At 63.9% G+C, this 22,260-nt stretch carries 19 protein-coding genes; 17 read left to right on the top strand and 2 right to left on the bottom strand.

Annotated features, from left to right (window positions below):
- Positions 1-82 precede the first annotated feature (82 nt).
- Positions 83-664, bottom strand: coding sequence for a TetR/AcrR family transcriptional regulator (locus X730_RS155230; RefSeq protein WP_023668517.1), 582 nt, complete (start codon positions 662-664; stop codon positions 83-85).
- A 242-nt stretch (positions 665-906) separates the two neighbouring features.
- Between X730_RS155230 and X730_RS155235 the strand changes: the two genes are divergently transcribed.
- From X730_RS155235 to X730_RS155265, 9 genes are all read left to right on the top strand, one after another.
- Positions 907-1,167, top strand: coding sequence for a hypothetical protein (locus X730_RS155235; protein ID WP_023687081.1), 261 nt, complete (start codon positions 907-909; stop codon positions 1,165-1,167).
- The gene (locus X730_RS155240; protein WP_023735605.1) at positions 1,161-4,349 is read left to right on the top strand and encodes a multidrug efflux RND transporter permease subunit; all 3,189 of its coding nucleotides are present in this window, start codon (positions 1,161-1,163) and stop codon (positions 4,347-4,349) included. The genes X730_RS155235 and X730_RS155240 overlap by 7 nt, the downstream gene beginning before the upstream one ends.
- 14 nt (positions 4,350-4,363) lie before the next feature.
- A complete protein-coding gene (locus X730_RS155245; RefSeq protein ID WP_023735606.1) occupies positions 4,364-5,518 on the top strand; it encodes an efflux RND transporter periplasmic adaptor subunit in 1,155 nt (384 codons plus the stop codon).
- A 181-nt stretch (positions 5,519-5,699) separates the two neighbouring features.
- Positions 5,700-6,389, top strand: a complete 690-nt coding sequence (locus X730_RS155250; RefSeq protein WP_023735607.1) for a GntR family transcriptional regulator — start codon at positions 5,700-5,702, stop codon at positions 6,387-6,389.
- Positions 6,390-6,423: 34 nt separating this feature from the next.
- A complete protein-coding gene (locus X730_RS155255; RefSeq protein WP_023826000.1) occupies positions 6,424-7,527 on the top strand; it encodes a mandelate racemase/muconate lactonizing enzyme family protein in 1,104 nt (367 codons plus the stop codon).
- 161 nt (positions 7,528-7,688) lie between these two features.
- Positions 7,689-9,011, top strand: a complete 1,323-nt coding sequence (locus X730_RS155260) for a homoserine dehydrogenase (RefSeq protein ID WP_023729286.1) — start codon at positions 7,689-7,691, stop codon at positions 9,009-9,011.
- A 20-nt stretch (positions 9,012-9,031) separates the two neighbouring features.
- On the top strand, positions 9,032-10,216 hold the full coding sequence (locus X730_RS01000000164290; protein WP_023825999.1) for an FGGY family carbohydrate kinase: 1,185 nt from the start codon (positions 9,032-9,034) through the stop codon (positions 10,214-10,216).
- Positions 10,213-10,518 carry an FGGY-family carbohydrate kinase gene (locus tag X730_RS1000000169080; protein WP_023825998.1) on the top strand — a complete coding sequence of 102 codons (306 nt, stop codon included), beginning with the start codon at positions 10,213-10,215 and terminating at the stop codon, positions 10,516-10,518. The genes X730_RS01000000164290 and X730_RS1000000169080 overlap by 4 nt, the downstream gene beginning before the upstream one ends.
- Before the next feature lie 97 nt (positions 10,519-10,615).
- Complete coding sequence (locus X730_RS155265; RefSeq protein ID WP_023825997.1) at positions 10,616-11,209, top strand: hypothetical protein; 594 nt, start codon at positions 10,616-10,618, stop codon at positions 11,207-11,209.
- Positions 11,210-11,226: 17 nt separating this feature from the next.
- Here X730_RS155265 and X730_RS155270 read toward each other — a convergent pair whose 3' ends face one another.
- The gene (locus X730_RS155270; RefSeq protein WP_023668527.1) at positions 11,227-12,189 is read right to left on the bottom strand and encodes a sugar-binding transcriptional regulator; all 963 of its coding nucleotides are present in this window, start codon (positions 12,187-12,189) and stop codon (positions 11,227-11,229) included.
- Between the two features lie 335 nt (positions 12,190-12,524).
- Between X730_RS155270 and X730_RS155275 the strand changes: the two genes are divergently transcribed.
- The 8 genes from X730_RS155275 (at position 12,525) to X730_RS155310 (ending at position 22,256) form a co-directional block, all read left to right on the top strand.
- On the top strand, positions 12,525-13,457 hold the full coding sequence (locus tag X730_RS155275) for an ABC transporter permease (protein WP_245260056.1): 933 nt from the start codon (positions 12,525-12,527) through the stop codon (positions 13,455-13,457).
- Between the two features lie 129 nt (positions 13,458-13,586).
- Positions 13,587-14,525 carry a sugar ABC transporter substrate-binding protein gene (locus X730_RS155280; protein ID WP_023684414.1) on the top strand — a complete coding sequence of 313 codons (939 nt, stop codon included), beginning with the start codon at positions 13,587-13,589 and terminating at the stop codon, positions 14,523-14,525.
- A 29-nt stretch (positions 14,526-14,554) separates the two neighbouring features.
- Positions 14,555-16,063 (top strand): sugar ABC transporter ATP-binding protein, encoded by a 1,509-nt coding sequence (locus tag X730_RS155285; protein WP_023752582.1) that lies wholly within the window; start codon positions 14,555-14,557, stop codon positions 16,061-16,063.
- Between the two features lie 106 nt (positions 16,064-16,169).
- Positions 16,170-16,934, top strand: coding sequence for an SDR family oxidoreductase (locus X730_RS155290; RefSeq protein WP_023752581.1), 765 nt, complete (start codon positions 16,170-16,172; stop codon positions 16,932-16,934).
- A 10-nt stretch (positions 16,935-16,944) separates the two neighbouring features.
- A complete protein-coding gene (locus tag X730_RS155295) occupies positions 16,945-17,730 on the top strand; it encodes a glucose 1-dehydrogenase (RefSeq protein ID WP_023752580.1) in 786 nt (261 codons plus the stop codon).
- Positions 17,731-18,155: 425 nt separating this feature from the next.
- On the top strand, positions 18,156-19,130 hold the full coding sequence (locus X730_RS155300; protein ID WP_023825996.1) for an ABC transporter substrate-binding protein: 975 nt from the start codon (positions 18,156-18,158) through the stop codon (positions 19,128-19,130).
- A 70-nt stretch (positions 19,131-19,200) separates the two neighbouring features.
- A complete protein-coding gene (locus X730_RS155305) occupies positions 19,201-20,280 on the top strand; it encodes a glycine betaine/L-proline ABC transporter ATP-binding protein (protein WP_023825995.1) in 1,080 nt (359 codons plus the stop codon).
- Complete coding sequence (locus tag X730_RS155310; protein WP_023825994.1) at positions 20,277-22,256, top strand: ABC transporter permease subunit; 1,980 nt, start codon at positions 20,277-20,279, stop codon at positions 22,254-22,256. Before X730_RS155305 ends, X730_RS155310 begins: the two co-directional genes overlap by 4 nt.
- Positions 22,257-22,260 lie beyond the last annotated feature (4 nt).

Here is a 22,260-nt window from a genome sequence, read left to right as displayed (position 1 = left end):
AATTAGAGTTGACGGGCAAGTTCGGAGAATAGCCAAAAGCCCCGCCGGATGATGGGGACTCCTCAACTCCGAAAGCTGGAATTCAGCGCGCCCTGAAAGAGCTGATCAGGCCTTCAGCCATGCGCACGAACTGCGTGCTGGGGCCCTGGCAGCCCATGGTCTGCACGCTGACGCGCGCCCCTTCGAACAGCAGCGACAGCGTATCGGCCAGAAGCTCGGCCTGACCGATGCCCGCATCCCGGCACAGCGCAACGAGGCGATCGCGCTGAGCGCTCTTGAGCTCCTTGATCACGCTCCTGGCGGGATGGTCCGGCTCGGTCAATTCGGCGGCGGCATTGGCCATGTCGCAGCCGCGACCGTCAGCCGCCAGGCAAGCAGCGGCCATGCGAATCCAGGCATGCAACTGGGCGAGCTTGTCGCCGGGATGCTCAGCCTCGAATTGGTCCCACATCGCGGCGCCTTTAGCCGCCGACGCGCGCAGGCACTGGACGATCAGTTCGTCCTTCGACTCAAAATGACGGTAGAGCGTCATCTTGTTGGTGCCGGCGGCTTCCGTGATGGCGTCTACGCCGACGCCCTTGATGCCATGTTTGTGAAACATGTCCTGCGCCGTCTCCAGGATTCGATCCCGGGGACGCACGCGATCCGTAATGCCGTCTGCCATCGCAGTCTCCTTGTCTCCCTAAAAATTCGGTTCACCTCTTGACTAGGGTGTTACCGGTCTGTAACTATCCGAATGTTACTTACTGGTAACACCTATGTAGCCTTCCGTCAATAACAAGGCCGTGAACTGGTCCTGCCAGATCACAAAGGGTGAAAATTGCAGGTCATGCGGCTCCGGCCGGTGAAGAGATGAAAACCGGTTCGCGATCGTCCGATGCGGGCCGCTGGAATGGAGACGCTCCAATGTCGCAGCGCAAGGATTTGACCATCGATGAAGCCATCCGGGATCCGATGATCCGGCTGGTGATGAAAGCGGACCGCGTCAACCCGCGCGCCTTCGAAGCGATGCTGAGGACCGTGGCCGATGAGCAGGGCCTCAGCGGCGCGGCGCCGTCTTCGTATTTTTTGCAGGACCCGGGTTCGGTGCGCGGCAGGCGGCTGTCCCGGTCTGTCCGTTCTTTTAAAGAGGCCGGTTCTTCTAAAGAGGTTTGCGTGTCGTGGTAAATTTTTTCATTCATCGTCCGATCTTCGCCTCGGCGATCGCCATCATCATGGTGCTCGCCGGGACGATTTGTTATTTCCTTTTGCCGGTTTCGCAGTTTCCCGACATCACGCCGCCGCAGGTCGTGGTCAGCGCGCATTATCCGGGCGCCAGCGCGCAAGTGGTCGCCGATACGGTGACGACGCCGCTGGAGCAGCAGATCAACGGCGTCGAAGGCATGACCTACATGTCGTCGTCGAGCTCCAATGACGGCTCCTCGACCATCACCATCACCTTCGATGTCGGCTATTCCTTGAGCACCGCGGCCGTCGACGTCCAGAACCGCGTCTCGCAAGCGGCCTCCTCGCTGCCGGCGATCGTCAACCAGGGCGGCGTGACGATCAAGAAGCAGAACCCGAATTTCGTCCTCATCGTCAACCTGACCTCGCCCGACAGTTCGGTCGATCCGGTGGCGCTGAGCAACCTCGCCTATCTGCAGGTCGTCGATCCGCTGAAGCGGCTGCCTGGCGTCGGCGACGTCCAGATATTCGGCGAGCGCCGCTATTCGATGCGCGTCTGGCTCGACCCGGACAAGCTCGCCAATCTTGGCATCACCGCTGTCGATGTCCAGAACGCCATCTCGGAACAGAACGTCCAGGTGGCGGCCGGCAAGATCGGCCAGTCGCCGGCGCCCGCCGGCACCGCCTTCGAGATGCAGGTCAACGCCGTCGGCCGCCTGAGCGACCCCAAGGAGTTCGGCGACATCGTCGTGCGCGCCAACACCGGCACCGGCTCGCTGGTGCGACTGCGCGACGTCGCCCGCATCGAGCTCGGCGCGCTGCAATATTCGTCGTCGGCCTTCTTCGGCAAGGACCCGACGGTGGTGCTGGCCGTCTACCAGATGCCCGGTTCCAACGCGCTCGATCTGCAGCAGCACGTCAAGGACAAGATGCAGGAACTGTCGGCCCGTTTCCCCAAGGGCGTCAGCTACGCCATGCACTACGACACCACGCGCTTCGTGTCGGCATCGATGCATGACGTCCTGATCACGCTTGGCGAAGCGCTGGTGCTGGTCGTGGCCGTGGTGTTCATCTTCCTGCAGAGCTGGCGCACGACGATCATCCCGACCATCGCCATTCCGGTGTCGCTGGTGGCGACGATGGTGGTCATGGAAATGATGGGCTTCTCGCTCAACATGCTCTCCCTACTCGGCATGGTGCTGGCCATCGGCCTCGTCGTCGACGACGCCATCGTGGTGGTCGAAAATGTCGAGCGACAATTGGAGGCGGGCCTCAAACCGCTGGCGGCGACCAAGGCCGCGATGGCCGAGGTCACCGGACCGATCATCGCCACCACCGCAGTGCTGATGGCCGTCTTCGTGCCCGTTGCCTTCATTCCCGGCGTCTCCGGCAAGCTCTACAATCAGTTCGCGCTGACGGTGGCGATTTCGGTCGGCATATCCGCCTTCAACTCGCTGACGCTCAGCCCGGCGCTGAGCGCCGCCTTCCTGCGCCATCGCGGCGAGACGCAGTTCGCCCCGTTCCGCTGGTTCAACACGGGCTTCGACAGACTGTCGCATGCCTATGCGCACGGCGTGCGTATCCTCATCCGGCTGCGCTGGATCATGCTCGGTCTGTTCGCGGCCGGCCTGGTGGCCACCTACTTCGTCTGGCAGAAGTTGCCCTCGACCTTCCTTCCGGTCGAGGACCAGGGTTACTTCTTCGTCGTCATCCAGCTGCCTGACGGCGCCTCGCTGGAACGCACCGACGCGGTGGCGCAGAAAGCGCGCGACATATTGCAGGCAACACCCGGCGTCGAGATTGTCGGCTCGATCAGCGGCCTGAACTTCCTGACCAGTGCGGCGCAGTCGAACTCGGCTGTCGAGTTCGCCATCCTGAAGCCGTGGGAAGAGCGCGGCCCCGACCAGAGCGCGTCCAAGCTCGTCTCCGATGTGCGCGGCAAGCTGATGCAGATTCCGGAAGCCTTCGCGCTGTCCTTCGATCCGCCTTCGATCCCGGGTATCGGCACCACGGGCGGCTTCGAATTCGTCGTCGAGGACCTCACCGGGCGAGGCAGTTCAGCCCTCAACGACGCGACGCAAGCCGTGATCGCCGAGGCGCGCAAGCAGCCGGAAATCAACCCGCAGCAGCTGTTCTCGCCGTTCTCGACCTCGACGCCGCAGTTCAACTACGACCTCGACCGCAGCAAGGCCAAACTGCTCGGCCTCAACCTGCCCGACGTCTTCAACACGCTGCAGATCTATCTCGGCTCGCTCTACGTCAACGACTTCAACCTGTTCGGCCGCACCTTCCGGGTGACCATCCAGGCCGACAAGGATGCACGTGCCGACGCAGGCGACCTTTCGCGGCTCTATGTGCGCAACGCCTCCGGCGGAATGGTGCCGCTGAGCACACTTGGCAAACTGGTGCCGTTCGTCGGCCCGGAAACCGTGCCGCACTACAACAACAACGCCTCGGCCACGATCAATGGCGGCGCAGCCCCCGGCTTCTCGTCGGGCCAGGCGGTTGCCGCGATGGAACGGGCCGCCGCCACCGCTTTGCCCAGGGATTTCGGTTTCGAATGGACCGGCATCACCTTCCAGGAGCTCAAGGCAGGATCGATAGCGTCGGTCGTCTTCGGCCTCGCCATCGTCTTCGTCTTCCTGATCCTGGCGATGCAGTATGAGAGCTGGGCGATGCCGTTCATGGTGCTGCTGGCGGTGCCACTGGCCCTGTTCGGCGCCTTCGCAGCCCTGTTCCTGCGCGGCATGCAGATCGACGTCTACTCGCAGATCGGCTTCGTCATGCTGATCGGCCTCGCCGCCAAGAACGCGATCCTGATCGTCGAGTTTGCAAGGCGGCGGCGCGAGGAGGGACTGAGCATTGTCGACGCGGCAATGGAAGCCGCGCGGCTGAGGCTGCGGCCGATCCTGATGACGGCCTTCGCCTTCATCCTCGGCGTGCTGCCGCTGATGTTTGCGACGGGTGCGGGTGCGGCAAGCCGGCAGTCGATCGGCACCACCGTGTTTGGCGGCATGGTCGCGGCGACCATCCTGTCGCTGGTGTTCGTGCCAGTCTTCTACGCGGTCATCGAACAGCTGCGCGAAGGCCGCGTGCGCAGCGAACCGAACGCTGCTCATGACCAGGACAATAATGAACCGACTGCCGAACCAGCGCCGATGCGCCTGGCCGAAGCAGCCGAATAGAATTGGAGACCAAAATGCGTAAATGGAAAATAGCTTTGGGAACGGCCGTCGCCCTGGGAGCGATCTCGGTGGCAAGCGTCCACTTCCTCGACATGGGCAATCTCAGCCTCAATGCCGGCACGGCGGCAGCGACGGCAGCACCTGCGGCATTCGTCATGCCGGTGCCGGTGACGAGCGTGGTCAAGAAGACGATCCCGATCTATCTCGACTACGCCGCCCGCATCGAGGCGATCCGCAGCGTCACCTTGCAGGCCCGCGTGCCCGGCTATCTGCAGGAGCAGACGGCTGAGGACGGCGCGGATGTGCGCCAGGGTGATCTGCTCTACAAAATCTCGCCCGACGACTTCAAGACGGCTCTCGACCAGGCCAAGGCCGAAGTGCAGCGCGACCAAGCGAGCCTCGACTATGCACGCTCCAATCTCGGCCGCGGCTCCGAACTCGCCAAGAGCGGTTATCTGGCCAAGGATGGGTTCGACCAGCGCACGAGCACCTTGCGTCAGGCCGAAGCGTCGCTTGCCGTCAACCAGGCGGCGGTGCGGACGGCCGAGCTTAATTTGAGCTACGCCGAAATCCACGCTCCGTTTGCCGGCCGCGTCGGCCGCAACCAGGCTTCGGTCGGCACGCTGGTCAGCGTCGCCGGCACGGTGCTGAACACGCTGGTGCAGCTCGACCCGATCTACGTCACCTTCAATCCGAGCGAGACGGACCTGGCCGAAATCGAACAGGCCCGGGCCGCCGGCCCGATCGAGGTCGAGGTGCTGCTGCCCGGCGAGACCGAAGCCAGCCAGAAGGGCGAACTCACCTTCATCGACAACACGGTCGACCACTCGACCGGCACGATTACGGCGCGCGCCACCATCGGCAATGCGAAGTTCTCGCTGCTGCCGGGCCAGTATGTCCGGGTGCGGCTGCACATCAAGCAGCTGCCCGACGCGCTGATGGTGCCGCAGGTGGCGCTGGGTTCGAGCCAGCTCGGCAAATATGTCTATGTAGTCGGCAAGGGCAACACGGTCGACCAGCGCATCGTCTCGCTCGGCGCGACCAGCGGCGACCTTGTGGCGGTCCTCAGCGGCGTTGCCGAAGGCGACCAGGTGATAACGGGCAATCTGCAGAAAATCGGACCAGGAATGCCGATCTCGCCGTTGCCCCAGGAGAAACCGGCCAGCTGATAACCCCCATCAGCCCCGGTCCTGCGGCGCCTTCGGCTTCCACGCCGAGGGCGCCGTTTTTTTATGGAGCGCCGCACGCCGTTTTTGGAGTAACCGCAAGGCACAAGAATCCGGAACAATCATCTTGTAGGATTGTCGACAATCTGCTTGTCTCGTTTCCGGCTCTCACTGGAATGACGGAATGGCCAAGCTGGACTTCAGTCCGATCGCGGATACGACACGCCGGGCCGAGATCGTCGCGCTGTTGCGGCGCGCGATCCTGACCGGCCAGCTGGAACCCGGCCAAAAGCTCAACGAGCTGAGGATCGCCGAGCAGATGCGGGTCAGCCGTGCGCCGTTGCGCGAGGCGATGCGCGAGCTGGTGCAGGAAGGCATCCTGACCAGCATTCCCTATGCCGGCACCTTCGTCATCGATGTCACCGCCAAAGATATCGACGACGCCTATTCGCTGAACAAGGTGCTCGATGAATTCGCCATCGAGCGGACATGGAAGCTGCGCGACCAGCGCTTCTTCGGCGAACTCGACCGCCGGCACGAGGCAGTGAAGCAGGCGACGCGCGCGCGAGACACCACCCGCCAGATCGAAGCCGCGCTGCAATTGCACGGGCTGATCTATGAATGGGCCGACAATTCGGTGCTGCTGGAAACCTGGCAGCGGCTGACCAGCCGGCTGCAGATGTATTTTGCCCTGCACCAGCGGGCCCGCAACGAGCCGGTGCCGGCCGAAGATCTCCACGAGACCTATGTGCGGCTCTTGAAGGGCGCCGACATGCGCGCCGCCCAGCGCCATGCGCGCGAGCATATCGACCTCGATTTCGAAGAGCTGCTTGCCTATGCGCGTGGCCTCGAACAGCGGACATCGAAGGGCTGACCCTCCTCAACGCCTAGAGACAACGGACAGACAAGTGCAGATCAAAACCATCAAGGCCTATCGCGTCGTGCAGCCCTTCGTGGACGGGCCCTACCGCATGTCAAAGGGGCGGGTTGCAGACTGCTTCGATGCGGTGATCGTCGCCATCACCTCCGACAGCGGCGTGACCGGCTGGGGCGAGATGGCGCCGCTCGGCAATTTCTATTCGGCCGCCTTTCCGGCGGGAACGCGCGCGGGCGTGGTCGAGATTGCGCCGCACCTGATCGGCCAGGACCCGCGTGGCCTCGCCGGCATCGGCCGGCTGATGGATACGGTGTTCAAGGGCCATCCCTACACCAAGTCGGCGCTCGACATGGCCTGCTGGGATCTGGCGGCCCGGGCCGCCGACGTGCCGCTGGTGACCATGCTTGGCGGCCGCGAGAGCGACATGGCGGAGACCTACCGCGTCGTCACCCACGGCACGCTCGACCAGATGGCGGCACTGGCCAAAAGGATCATCGCCCAGGGCTGCCGCCGGCTGCAGGTCAAGGTCGGCGGCAATGTGCATGAAGACATCGACAGGGTGAGCGCAGTCGCTTCGGCCGTGCCGAAAGGCACGGTGATTTTCTGCGACGCCAATGCCGGCTGGACACCCTACCAGGCGCGGCAGTTCGCCGATGCAACGTGCGGCATCGACTACACGTTCGAGCAGCCCTGCACGACGATCGAGGAGAACATGTCGGTGCGCCGCATGCTCGACAAGCCGATGGTGCTGGACGAGAGCGTCATCTCGCTCGAGGCGATGCTGGAAATCCATCGCCTGGGCGCCGCCGACGGGCTGACGCTGAAGATCTCGCGGCTTGGCGGCGTAACCAGGACAAGGCAAATCCGCGACGTCGCCGTCGATCTCGGTTTCATGATCACCGTCGAGGATACGGGCGGCGCCGAGATCGACACGGCGGCGATGGCGCATCTGTCGCTGTCGACGCCGGAAGAACGCCGGCTGCACGCCATCGCCTTCCATGAGTGGGTGACGGTGCGCACGGCCTCCAACGCCCCACCGGTCACCGGCAGCCACATGGGCATTCCCGACGGGCCCGGCCTCGGCATCGATGTCGTGCCCGACCTGCTCGGCAAGCCTTTCCTAGAGATCGGCTGAGATCAAGCGCAGCATGAAGCTGTCACCCCACGAATCCTCCGTGGGAGATTTGGTCCTGCAGCCATTCTCCGATTTGCGGGTTGAAATATTTTTCAAATGGAAATAGGAATGTTCAAAATGATGATTTGACGCTGCGGCGCGTCGTGACTGGAGGAAGCGATATGGCCCATCCGCAATTTGCAGCGGAACTTCTGCAGCGCGCTGAAGCCCAAGGGCCTATCACCATCGGTCTCGCCGGCGCCGGGCAGATGGGCACCGACATCGTCGTCCAGGTGGCGCTGATGCCGGGCATGCGGATCGGTGCCATTTCCGAGGTGCGCCCGCAAGCGGCGATCGATGCCGCACTGCTCGCCGGCCATGACCGCTCCGACATCGTCCAGGCTGCGACCGCCTCTGCCATCGACCGCGCCATCGAGGCCGGCAAGATCGCTGTCACCGAAGATCTGCATGCGCTGGCCGCGGCCGGCCGCATTGATGTCATCATCGACGCGACAGGCAATCCCAACATCGGCACGCTGTTTGCGCTCGAAGTGATGAAGAACGGCAAGCACATCGTTATGCTCAATGTCGAGGCGGACATTACGATCGGCCGCTTCCTCAAGGAGGAAGCGCGCAAGGCCGGCGTGGTCTACACCGGTGCGGCCGGCGACGAACCCGCCTGCACGCTGGAGATCATCGGCTTCGCCAAGAGCCTCGGCTTCAACATCATCGCCGCCGGCAAGGGCAAAAACAACCCGCTCAAGATCGACGCCATGCCCGCCGACTACGAGAAGGAAGCGGCCGAGCGCAACATGAATGCGCGCATGCTGGTCGAGTTCGTCGACGGTTCCAAGACGGCGATCGAGATGGTGGCTATCGCCAACGCCACCGGGCTGGTGCCCGACGTGCCGGGCATGCACGGCCCGACGGCGACGCTGGAGGAACTGGCCAGCGTGCTTTGCCCGCGCGAGGATGGCGGCGTGCTGCACCGCAAGGGCGTGGTGGACTATTCTATCGGCAAGGGCGTGGCGCCCGGCGTGTTCTGCATCATCGAAACGAGGCATCCGCGCGTGCTGGAGCGCATGGTCGACCTCAAGGTCGGCAAGGGCCCCTATTTCACGATCTACCGTCCCTATCACCTGACAAGCCTTGAAGTGCCACTGTCGGCGGCGCGCGCCGTTGTCTACAAACGCGCCGACATGGAGCCCCTCGACCATCCGGTCGCCGAAGCGGTGGCGGTGGCCAAGAGCGATCTCGGCGCGGGCCAATCGCTCGGCATGATCGGCGAGAACGACTATCGCGGCTTCGCCATGACCTGGGAGGACGCCCGCGCCAAGGGCGCGCTGCCGCTCGGGATTGCCGAACGCGCCAAGGTGGTCAAGCCGGTCAAGACCGGCGACTTCCTTACCTATGAAAATTGTGTACCCGACGATTCGATGGTGATAACGCAGATCCGCCGCCGTCTAGACCAGTCGGATGGACAGTTTGTGACCAACGCCGCCTGAACCTTCGGGATCTCCCTGTGATGGACGATGTCGTTATCGGGATCGATGCCTCGACGACGGCGGTGAAGGCGATCGCCTTCACCGGCGACGGCGCGGAGCTGTTCCAGGCGCGCGAGGCCTATCCGCTGGCCAATCCTAAGCCCGGCCATTTCGAGCAGGATGCCGAACATTGGTGGGCAGCCCTTATCAGTGCGCTGAAGCAGGTTGCCGACAAGGTCGGCGCCGCGCGCGTGGCGGCAATTGCCATAGCCCATCAGCGCGAGACCTTCACCCTGATCGATCAGGCCGGCACGCCGCTCATCCCGGCGATCCTGTGGCTTGACGAGCGCGCCCGGCCTCAAGTCGCCAGGCTGTCGGCCGAGCTTGGCCGCGAGACGATCCGCGACTGGAGCGGCAAGCCGCCGGATCCGACGCCGGCGCTCTATGCCATCGCCTGGCTGGCGGAACACCAGCCGCAGGTGCTGGCCAACGCCGCCGCCCTGGTCGATGTTCATGGCTTCTTCGTTCACCGGCTGACCGCACGGCTGGTAACCAGCACGGCAAGTGCCGACCCGCTCGGCTTGCTCGATGTCGCGACAGGCGAATGGCACCCTGAGCTTGTCGCGGCTGCAGGGCTGCAGCCACGGCAGTTGCCGGCGCTGATCGGCCCAGGCGAAATCTGCGGCGGCCTTGCCGAAAGCATTGCCCAGCTGACTGGCCTCAAAGCGGGCACGCCAATTGTCGCCGGCGCCGGCGATGGCCAGGCCATGGGTCTCGGCATGGGCGTCTATGGTGCCGGCAGGAGCTATCTCTCGCTCGGCTCCGGCGTCGTCAGCGGCTGCTATTCCGGCACGGTCACCACTTCGGATGCGTTTCGCACGCTGGTCTCGCCGACCGGCTCCGGCTTCATGCTGGAAACCGTGCTGCGCTCGGGCATGCAACTGGTCGACTGGATCGTGCGCACCACCGGCGCGTCTTCCGCGGCAGAACTGGAGAAGGGTGCGGTCGATGTTGCGGCCGGCGGCGACGGTCTTTTGGTCATGCCCTATTGGGCCGGCGTCATGAGCCCCTATTGGGATGGCGCGGCGCGCGGCGCCGTTGTTGGCCTGTCGCTCGACCATGAGCCCAGGCATCTCTTCCGCGCCACGCTGGAAGGCATCGCTTTGGAGCAGGCCATCGCCAGCGAGGCGATGGAGGCCAAAGCGGCGGCAAGTCGGGAGAGATGATTTCCGCCGGCGGCGGCACCAATTCGGCGCTGCTGATGAAGATCATGGCCAGCGTGCTGGAGCGGCCGCTGTTCGTGTCGCCGGTCAACGAGGCGGCGGCCCTTGGCGCGGCCATGCTGGCTGCTTCGGCGATCGGCTGGTTCGCCTCGGCGGAAGACGCCGCCAAGGCAATGGCGGCGGCGCCGGCCAGGCGTGTCGATCCGGATATGACGCTGGTGCCGGCTTACCGGGCGCGCAAGGCGATCTACCGCGACCTCTATCACGCGACACGCGACATCCACGCGCGGCTCGGTGCGATCTGAGTTCAAGCGCAGCTTGCCTGCGTGAGGCTCCCATGCCCAACCTGCCCAGCTTGCCGATTTTGCGTCCTGCCCGGCCAATGCTAGACTCATCGGGCTCATGAAAGCAGTATTTCACCTTGCCGCCCTGCCCTGGATTGTCGCGCTTGCGGCAGCTCCGATGACGGCGCGTGCGCAGGACGAGCCGCCCTTCGAGGTCACGCTCGACATGGACAATGACGGCAGGATGGATCGGGCCGCGATCGCGGCGGATTCCGACACCGGGCTGGCGGATCTCTCGATCTATCTGGCTGCCGGCGAAGGAAAGCTCGATCCTTCGCGCAAGCCTGACTTTGTCAAAAAGGCGCTGACGCAGGACCGTATTCTCGGGCTCGAAAGCAAGGGCAAGGGATCGCTTGTCGTCACCTCGTGCTTCGGCTGCGGCGCCAACAAATCATGGGATACAACGCTGACCATCGTCTGGCGCGGCGGTAAATTCCTTGTCGCCGGCTACAGTCGCGACTGGGACTGGAATGTTCAGAAAGCCGACGGCTCGGTCGAGACGACGCTGGGCGGTTGCGACATCAATTTTCTCACCGGCAGAGGCGTTGCCTCAAAGGACCTGGACGACGGCAAACCGGTCGCGGGAAAATTCGTGCCGATCGCACTGACCGACTGGTCGGACGACAGTCGTCCGGAGCCCTGCGAATTCTGACCGACGCCGGACAGCGCTCAACGATTGAGCAGGCCTTTGGCCGCATCCTCATCGGTGATCAGCACCGAAATCCTGGTGTTGGCCAGCGCCGCGCGCATCACAGCGACCTTCTCCTGACCACCTGAAACCAGTATGATGCTCGGAATATCGGACAAATCCTGCAGCGGATAGGCGCAGACGCGGCGGTTGACCTCATGGTCGACCGGGTGGCCCTCGGCGTCGATGAAATGGCACAAGAGGTCTCCGACCGCGCCGGCGGCCTGCAGTTCCTCAAGTTCGCTCGGCTTGATGAAGCCGTAATTGGCGATCGGGCTGTCCTTGGAAAACGAGCCGACGCTGAGCACGGCGATGTTGGCGCGGCGCGCGCGGAAGACGACATCCTGGACGCTGCGCTGGCTCATGAAGGCATCGCGCTGTTCCGGCTTGTCGGCATAGACCGGCACCGGCAGCAGGAAACATTCAGCGCCGATCTTTTCGGCGAACTCCCAGGCGCTTTCGGTCGGGTTGAGCGGCTGCGCGTGGGTGAGGCCGCCGAGCATCGAGACGACCGTCGTCCTGGCGATCGGCCGCCTCGGCAATTCGTTGATGGCGAATTTCAGCGTGCGGCCCCAGCCCAGCGCAATGACGTCGCCGGCATTCACATTGTCGGCGAGATAGGCGGCAGCCGCGTGGCCGATCATCAGCGGCGCGTTGCTGCGATCAGCGGCTGATGGCACCACGACCGCCTGGCTGAGCCCGAAACGCTGCTTCAGGCTCTCCTCGAGCTGCACGCATTCGACGACACTGTCGCGAATGCGGAACTGCACGATGCCCTCCTCTCGCGCAGCGGAGAGAATGCGGTGCACCTTGATGCGGCCGACGCCGAGGATCTCGGAAATGCGCTCTTGCGTCAGACCTTCGACATAGTAATGCCAGGCGGCCCGGGCCTTGAGCTCGGCATCGGGGAAGCGCGAGGCCTTCTCGTTTTCGACGGTCGCCATCTTTTGCCCTCCCGCGGCAGATTTCGGAAATCTTTCCGCAAGCGCCGCCCCCTGGCCTTCCCTAGGACAAACCGCCCGGTGGCGCAAACCACCGCCGAATGGCGCAACGGCTCTTGACAATTTTCTAATGAACAGTTTAGCTGAACAAAATTGCATATCAAAGATAAATTGTTCACAGGGAGGTGCCTGGTGAACAAGAGCGGACGGCAGGCCATCGCCGTTTCGCTGACGGAGGAGACGAAGTGGCCGTGAGTAATGATGCAAGCGAGTCGAAGGCTGGCGAGTTGAAAGCCGCGCCCGGCACTCAAGGTGCGACGGCCGCGAAGCTTTCGGCACTGTTTGCCGGAACCATGGGGCCGCTGATCGGGCTGCTGCTGCTTTGCCTGGCGCTGACGTTGACCACCGACACGTTCCTCACCGTGCGCAACATCCTCAACGTGCTCGACCAGATCACGGTGCTCGGCATCATGGCAATCGGCATGACGCTGGTGATCCTGATCGGCGGCATCGATCTCTCGGTCGGCTCGGTGCTGGCGCTGGCCGCCATGGTGATGGGCTTTGTCTCCCATCCCGACTATCTCAATCTCGGCCTTGCGGCCGGCGTCGTTGCAGCACTGGTCGTCGCCGGCCTTTGCGGACTGGTGTCCGGCCTGCTGGTGACCGTCACCCGGCTGCCGCCGTTCATCGCGACGCTGGCGATGATGTCGGTGGCGCGCGGCCTTGCCAACATGATCACCGACGGCTCGCAGATCGTCGGCTTTCCCGACTGGTTCACCAGCCTGTCGATCATCCGCCATTTCGGCTTCCTGTCGGTCACAGTCGGGGTGATGATGGTGCTGGCGATCGTCTTCGCCATCTTCCTCAACTACCGCGCCACCGGCCGCAGCCTTTACGCCATCGGCGGCAGCGCCGAGGTGGCGCGGCTCTCCGGCATTCCGGTGAAGTCGCTGACCAACTGGGTCTATGCCATCTGCGGCGTGCTTGCGGGTCTTGCAGGCATTGTGCTTGCCGCGCGGCTGGATTCGGTGCAGCCGAGTTCCGGCCTCGGCTATGAGCTCGACACCATCGCGGCGGTGGTGATCGGCGGCGCCAGCCTCTCGGGCGGCGTCGGCTCGATCGGCGGCACAGCGGTCGGCGTGCTCATCATCGGCGTGCTGCGCAACGGCCTCAATCTGCTCGGCGTCTCGCCCTTCATCCAGCAGGTGGTGATCGGCGTGGTGATCGCGCTGGCCGTCGCCAGCGACACCTGGCGGCGCAGGGCGCGATAGAGAGCGGGGCACAATTGAGAATTCGCCCGGAACGTCCGGGCGATAGACGGATCGGTCGATCCGAAACTGGGATGTTCCAAGGGGCGCGATGCGCTGGCGGGACAGTTTGACTATCAACGGAGGAAACATATGCTCACCAAACGTTCACTGCTGCTCGCCGCTGCCGCAATCATTCCCCTGCTCGGCCTGACCGACATGGCCTCGGCCAAGGAGGCCAAGAAACTCGGCCTCGCGGTGGCCAATTTGCAGGCCGACTTCTTCAACCAGATCAAGCAGTCGGTCGAAGCCTACGGCAAGGAGAAGGGCATCGAGATCGTCACCGTCGACGCCAAGGGCGATTCGGCAACGCAGGTCAGCCAGGTACAGGATTTGATCACGCAGAACATCGACGCGCTGATCTACATTCCGGCCGGCGCCACAGCCGCCACCGTGCCGACCAAGACCGCCAAGGCCGCCGGCATTCCGGTGGTCAATGTCGACCGCAACGCAGACGGCGCGCCCGGCGACACCTTCATCGCCACCAACAGCGTCGCCTCGGCGCAGGCGGTGTGCGACTACATCGCCAAGCAGGCCGGCGGCAAAGGCGAACTGATCATCATCCACGGCCAGAAGGGCACCACGCCGGAAGTGGATCGCTCGAAGGGCTGCGGCGAAGCGCTCAAGGCCTATCCCGATATCAAGGTGGTCGGCGAATTGTGGAGCGAAGGCTGGCACCAGGACGAAGGCTTCAAGCTGACGCAGGACCTGCTGCAGTCGCATCCCGATGTCTCCATCGTCATCGGCCAGGCCGATGCGCTGGCGCTGGGTGCGGCACAGGCGGTCAAGGTCGCCAATCCCGGCCACAAGGTCTGGGTTGCCGGCTTCGATGGCGACGTGGCCGCACTCAAGGCGCTGAAGGACGGCGTGTTCGACGTCACCGCGACGCAGCAGACGCAAGGCATGGGCCGTCTCGCCGTCGATGCGGCGATCAAGCTGGTGGCCGGCGAAAGCGTTCCGGCCGAGCAGCTGCAGGATGCGACGCTGACCACCAAGGACAATGTCGAGCAGTTCATCGCCAAGCATCCGTAACGAACGGCACCGCTTAAGAGAGCACCACGATGTCTCCTGATCCTCGCCACAGCGAAAGCCCGCACAACGGGCTCTTCGTCAACGGCCTTTGCAAGAGCTACGGACCGGTCCAGGTCCTGGCCGATGCAAGCTTTGAGGTGCGGCCGGGCGAGGTCGTGGCGCTGCTCGGCGAAAACGGCGCCGGCAAGTCGACGGTGTCCAACATCATCGCCGGCTCGACCCGGCCCGACGCGGGCACCATCATCTGGCGGGGGAAGCCCTATTCCCCCGCCTCGCCTGCCGCGGCAATCGATGCCGGCGTCGGCATGATCCACCAGGAACTGAAGCTGCTGCCGGATCTGTCGGTGGCGGAGAACGTCTATGTCGGGCGCCTGCCGATGCGCGGCGGCCGCATCGACCGCGCCGAGATGAACGCCAGGGCCTCGGCGCAGTTGAAGCGGCTTGGCCTCGACGTCTCGCCCGAGCGCAATGTGGGCACGCTGCGCATCGCCGCCCAGCAGCAGGTCGAGATCGCCAAGGCCCTGACGCTGAATGCCGAATTGCTGATCTTCGACGAACCGACCGCAGCGCTCGGCGGCGAGGAAACGGAGCTTTTGTTCCAGCAGATCCGCAAGCTCAAGGCGGAAGGCATGTCCTTCATCTATATCAGCCATCGTCTCGACGAGATCGCGCAGATTGCCGACCGCGTGGTGGTGATGCGCGACGGACGCATCGTCGCCCGCCACGAGCGCGCCGATATTCCCGTGCGCACCGTGGTGGAGCAGATGGTCGGCCGCTCGGTCGAGCGGATGTTCCCGCACTTGACGCCGCCGCGCGAGGAAACACTGCTCGAGGTCGACAACCTGTCTTCGCCGGAGAAGAGTTTCAACAACGTCTCCTTCTCGGTCAAAGCAGGCGAGATCCTCGGCATTGCCGGGCTGATCGGCGCCGGCCGCACCGAACTGGTGCGGGCGATCGCCGGCGCCGATCCGATCTCGTCGGGCTCGGTGCGCGTTGCCGGCAAACCGGTGCATCTCAGCGGGCCGGCGGCAGCCATCAAGGCCGGCGTCGTGCTGGTGCCGGAAGACCGCAAGGCGCAAGGCGTCGTGCTCGACCAGACCATCGGCGAGAATTTGGCGTTCGGCAATTTCGACCATGTCGCGCCGAAAGGCTGGGTGTTTCCGAAAGCGGTGCAGAAATTCGCCGAAGCCGGCATCGCAAGGCTCGGGGTCAAGGGCAAACCTGGCCAGGCGGTCAGCAAGCTTTCCGGCGGCAACCAGCAGAAGGTGATCATCGCCAAATGGGTGTCGCGACCGCCGAAGGTGTTCATCCTCGATGAGCCGACGCGCGGCATCGATGTCGGTGCGCGCGCAGCGATCTACGACGTCATCGCCGACCTCGCCCGCTCCGGTATGGCGGTGGTGGTGGTCAGCTCCGACCTCGAGGAGGTGCTGGGGCTGTCGCACCGGGTGCTGGTGCTGAGCCGCGGCCGCCAGCGCGGCATTCTCGACCGCAGCGAGGCGAGCAATGTCGCGGTGATGGAACTCGCCACGAGCTGAGGACAGGAGTCGGAACAAAGCGCAGCAGGTGGTATCCTCCCAAGGACCGGACCGCGCGGGGCGCCAGCAAAAACTGGCGCCCCTTCATTTCAGGAGGGGGAACAACATGAAACTATTCGATCTCAGCGGCGACGTAGCGCTGGTAACAGGCGCCGGCAGCGGCATTGGCCAGGCCATTGCCATCGGGCTCGCCGAAGCCGGCGCCGACATAGCCTGTTTCGGCCACACCTCCAAGGGCGGGCTGGACGAGACGGCGCACAAGATTTCGGCACTTGGCCGCAAGGCGCTGGTGCTGACCGGAACGGTGACGTCGGAGGCCGATCTCGCGTCAGCGATCGAGCGCACCGAGAACGAACTCGGCGCGTTGACCATCGCCGTCAACAATGCCGGCATCGCCGGGGCCGAGCCGGCCGAGACGCTGCCGCTGGAAAAATGGCAGAATATCTACGACGTGAATGTCAGCGGCGTGTTCCTGTCCTGCCAGGCCGAGGCGCGCGCCATGCTGACGCGGCGCAAGGGCTCGATCATCAACATCGCCTCGATGTCGGGCTCGATCGTCAATCGCGGCCTGACCCAGGCGCATTACAATTCGTCGAAGGCGGCGGTCATCCACATGTCGAAAAGCCTCGCAATGGAATGGGCCGATCGCGGCCTGCGCGTCAATGTGGTGAGCCCAGGCTACACGCTGACGCCGATGAACAAGCGGCCGGAGGTCGCCGAACAGATCAAGATCTTCGAACGCGACACGCCCATGGGGCGCATGGCGACGCCGGAAGAAATGGTCGGCCCGACCGTGTTCCTGGCCAGCCGCGCCGCGAGTTACGTCACCGGCATCGACCTGATCGTCGATGGCGGCTTTGTCTGCTGGTAGGAGAAGAAAAGTGCAGAAGCGTTTTGAAGGCAAGACTGCGGTCATCACCGGCGCGAGCGGCGGCATCGGTGCGGCGATGGCGAAGCGCTTTGCCGAAGAAGGTGCCGCGGTCGTGGTCAGCGCCATCGATACCCGCGTCGAGGACGTCGCCGCCAGCCTGAAAGCCGCGGGCGCCAAGGTCGCGTCGATGCGCATGGACGTTACCAGGAAGGATGAGGTCACCGCGCTGTACGACCTCGCCGAGAAGGAATTCGGCCGCGTCGACATTTCGGTGCAGAATGCCGGCGTCATCACCATCGCCCGCATCGAGGCGATGACCGAGGCCGAGTGGGACAAGGTGATGGCGGTCAACACCAAGGGCGTGTTCCTGTGCTGTCAGGAAGCGATCGCCCGCATCCGCAAGCATGGCGATGGCGGCCGGCTGATCAACACGGCGTCGGGCCAGGCGCGGCAGGGTTTCATCTACACGCCGCACTATGCGGCGTCGAAGTTCGGCGTCGTCGGCATCACCCAGAGCCTGGCCAAGGAAGTAGCCAAGGAAAAGATCACCGTCAACGCGATTTGCCCCGGCATTATCGACACCGACATGTGGGCCTATAATGACGCAGCGTGGGGCAAGCTGATGGGTGACTACAAGCCCGGCGAGCTGATGGCCGAATGGGTGAAGAACATCCCGATGGGACGCGCCGGCAGCGGCGAGGACGTGTCCGGCCTGGTCAGCTTTCTCGCCAGCGACGACGCCACCTACATCACCGGCCAAACCATCAATGTGGATGGCGGCCTGATCATGTCGTGAACGTCAGCTCTGGCGGTTGGCAATCGACCAGTCTGAAATTCCGCAGTGCACAGGGCATCAGCCGTTGCGCCGCATGAACGTTGGTATATATAATTTCATCTCATGAAACGGCCTTGGCGGGGATGGGGCTCGCCGGCCGAGACCATGGGACCTTGATGGCTCGCACGTCTGAGAGCGCCGCTGGAGCGGCGATCGATCTGTTGACGATTGCTCACGCAGCAATCCATCCGATGCCATGACGCGGGCCCGCCCGGCATCACATAAACACCAAGTCGAGCAACCATTTCGCCTGCGCAAGTTGCGGCCGCGGCACTGGCTTGGTGCGAACGAGCTTGCGTAACGACCCGCCTTTCCAACACAATCAAGAAAAGACGCAAGAAGGGAACGATCAAGAAATTTCCACATGGTTTGACAGGAGAACAAGCATGTCATTTCGCAGTGTGATTTCGAACCTATCAATGGGAGCCTTGGCGCTTGCCGCCGCAAGTGCGCTTACATCACCGGTCCACGCAGCAGCACCTGAATCCAACGACCCGATCAAGATCGCGCTGTTCGACTGGACCAGCGTCAACCTCAACGCCAAGATCCTTGGCGGTATCCTCGAAAAGCTCGGCTATACCGTCGAATATCCGACCGCCGACTACCTCTCCAGCCTGACCACCGGTCTCACCAATGGCGACCTCGATGTCGGCCTGGAGTTCTGGGACACGACGGCCGGCGAGGCGATGAAGGCTTCAGACGCCACCGGCCAGACCGAGCGGCTGGGCAAGCTCGGGCCGAAGGCCAAGGAGGAATGGTGGTTTCCCGAATATATGAAGGAGAAATGCCCCGGCCTGCCCAATTGGGAAGCGCTGAAGGACCCGAAATGCGCCGAGGCGTTCTCGACGGCGGAGACGGCGCCGAAGGGCCGCTATCTCGGCGGCCCGGTAACCTGGGAGGGTTTTGACGACGAGCGCGTCGAGGCGCTGAAGCTGCCCTTCACCGTCATCCATGCCGGCACCGACGCGGCGATGTTCGCCGAACTGGACTCGGCCTATCAGCGCAAGGCGCCGATCATGCTGTGGATCTATTCGCCGCACTGGGCGCCGGCCAAGTACAAGGGCGAGTGGGTTGAATTCCCGGAGTATACGCCCGAATGCTACACCGATCCGAAATGGGGCACCAACCCGGGTGCCAAATACGATTGCGGCAAGCCGCATGGCGAGATCTGGAAATACTCCTGGTCCGGCATGAAGGACAAATGGCCGGTCGCCTACAAGGTGGCCAAGGCCTACACGATCGACACCGATGAGCTCAACAAGATGAGCGGCGAGATCGACCTCGGCGGCAAGACGCCGGAAGACGTCGCGGCCGCCTGGATCGCCGCTCATGAAGCCGACTGGAAAGCCTGGGCGCAGTGATCGCCTGACTGGAAGCCAGACCCGGCCCTGGCGGCCGGGTCTTATCTCCATTTTCCAGAAGGACCATTGGATGACGGAAGCGACTGAACCGCAGGCGGCTGGCACGCCGGAGGATGCGCGGCCGATAAAGCTTGCCTGCCGTAATGTCTGGAAACTGTTCGGATCGAACGCGGCCAGCTTCATCCGCGAGCGTAACGGCAAGGCCAGCATCGACGATGTCGCTGCCGCCGGACTGGTGGGTGCGGTGCGCGCCGTCGATCTCGAAATACGCCAGGGCGAGATCTTCATCATCATGGGGCTGTCCGGCTCCGGCAAGTCGACGCTGGTGCGCTGCATGTCGCGGCTGGTCGAGCCGACCCACGGCAAGGTCGAATTCGAAGGCAACGACCTGCTCAAGATTTCCGATGCGGCGCTGATCGAACTGCGGCGTCATCGCATGGGTATGGTGTTCCAGAATTTTGCGCTGCTGCCGCATCTTAACGTGCTCGACAACATTGCCTTTCCCCTGAGCATCCAGGGCCAGGACCGACCGACGCGCGAAACGAGAGCGCGGGAGGTGATCGATCTCGTGGGCTTACGCGGCCGCGAGCATTTCTATCCGCGCGAACTCTCCGGCGGCCAGCAGCAGCGCGTCGGCATTGCCCGCAGCCTCGCGACCAAGCCGGAGATCTGGTTCCTCGACGAGCCGTTCTCGGCGCTCGACCCGCTGATCCGCCGCGAGATGCAGGACGAACTGATGCGGCTGCAGACCATGCTGCACAAGACCATCGTCTTCATCACCCATGATTTCGACGAGGCGATAAGGCTTGCCGACCGCATCGCCATCATGAAGGATGGAGAGGTCATCCAGACCGGCACGCCGGAACAGCTGGTTGTCAACCCGGCGACCGACTATGTCGCCGAATTCACCCGCGATGTCGACCGCGCCAAGGTGATTTCGGCGCGCAGCCTGATGCGTGCCTGCGATGGCGCCGAGCACGGCGGCACGGTTTTGCCCGACGCCAAGATCGCCAGCTTCTCGGCCAGCATTGTCGCGTCGGGTAAGCCCTTCGCCGTGGTCAACGGCAGCGGCAGGCCGATCGGCGAGGTGACGCCGCAATCGGTGATCGAGTTGCTGGCCGGTATCGAGCATACGAGAGCCGGCGCATGACGGTGACGGCAAGCGCCAGCCAAACGAGGCCACCGGTTCAGCGCTGGCTGCTGGTCTGGGCGCTGGCGCTGGCCGCCGTGCTGGTGGTGTTTCTGCTGCAGGACAGACTGCCCTGGGCCGTCAACTATCCGGCCGATGCGGTCGTTCCCGTCGCCGACTGGGTCAGTGCGCTGATGCGCTGGATCAAGCCGAACTTGTCCTGGCTGACCCGCTCGATCACCGCGGTGCTCGGCGTTCCCCTCGATTTCGCGCTCGACCTGCTGGCCAAGAATTTCAAGATTGGTCACGGCGCCGATTCCTATTTCCTGCCGCGCCTGTCCTGGATCGGCGTCTGCGTAGCCGCCTTCATCGCCGGGCACGCCGTGGGCGGTAGAAAACTCGGCATGCTGGTCGGCGGCTGCTTCCTCTACACCGCGCTGTTCGGCCAATGGACCAGCGCCATGCTGACACTGGCACTGATTTCCATCGCGGTGCCGTTCTGCATCGTCACCGGCCTGTTCGCCGGCATCTGGGCGTGGCGCAAGCCATGGGCCGAGCGGCTGATCATCTCACCTGCCCTCGATTTGATGCAGACCATCCCGACCTTCGCCTATCTCATCCCGATGCTGCTCCTGTTCGGCAACAGCCCGGTCTCGGCGATGATCGCCACCGCCATCTTCGCCACGCCGCCGATGGTGCGGGCGACGATGCTCGGCCTGTCGCGGGTGCCGTCAGAGATCGACGATTTCTCAGAGATGGCCGGCTGCACGGCGCGGCAGAAATTGTGGCGCGTGCTGCTGCCGTCGGCGCGGCCGACACTGATGATCGGCGTCAACCAGGTGATCATGCTGGCGCTGAACATGGTGATCATCGCCTCGATGATCGGCGCCGGCGGCCTCGGCTACGACGTGCTGCTGGCGCTGCGTGCGCTGAAGGTCGGCGAAGCGATGGAAGCCGGGCTCGCCATTGTGGCGCTCGCCATCGCGCTCGACCGGCTCAGCCAGGCGATCGCGCATAAGCAGGCAAAAGGCCACGTTCAACGGCAGGCGAACCAGAGCGTTTGGCGGCGCTATCCCAATCTGTCGCAGGCCATCGCCATCCTGGTCGTGACGACGCTGCTCGGCCTGTTCGTACCGGCCTTCGCGGCGGTGCCGAAGGCGATCACCTTCACCACTGCGCCACTGTGGAAGGCGGCGGTGAGCTGGGTGACGATCAACTTCTTCGACGTGATCGAAGCGTTTCGCGTGGCGCTCATCCTCAATGTACTGAACCCGCTGCGCGCCTTCTGCGAAGGCTTTCCGTGGCTCGGCGCGGTGGCCCTGCTCGGCCTCGCCGGCTACCAGTTCGGTGGCCTGCGTCTCGCCGCCTTCGTCGCCGCGCTGACCGCCTTCTGCGCCGTCACCGGCCTGTGGGAAAAGACCATGGCGACGGTTTATCTCTGCGGCATCTCGGCCTTCATCGCTTGCCTGATCGGCATCCCGATTGGCCTGATGGCCGCGCGCAGCGACCGCTTCGAAAAGATCGTCACGCCCATCATCGACACGCTGCAGGTGCTGCCGTCCTTCTGCTTCATCATTCCTGTGGTGATGCTGTTCCGGGTCGGCGACGTCACCGCCATGATCGCCACGGTCGCCTTCGCCGTGGTGCCGGCGATCCGCTACACCAATCACGGCATCCGGCAAGTGCCACCGGCGCTGATCGAGGCGGCGAAGGTTTCCGGCTGCACGCCGCGCCAGACCTTCTTTCGGGTACAATTGCCACTGGCGCTTCCCGAAATCATGCTGGGCGTCAACCAGACGATCCTGATGGCGCTGGCGATGATCATCATCTGCGCCATGGTCGGCACACGCGACCTCGGCCAGGAAGTCTTCATCGCGCTGTCCAAGGCCGATTCCGGACGCGGCATTGTCGCGGGTCTCGCCATCGCTTTCATCGGCATCGTCGCAGACCGGCTGTTCAATGCCTGGACGGCGAAGGCGCGGGCAAGACTAGGATAATTGT

Source organism: Mesorhizobium sp. L103C131B0 (assembly GCF_000502275.1).
Lineage (GTDB): Bacteria > Pseudomonadota > Alphaproteobacteria > Rhizobiales > Rhizobiaceae > Mesorhizobium.
Note: the sequence above shows the minus strand (reverse complement) of the source record. Positions and strands in the feature narration are given on the sequence as shown.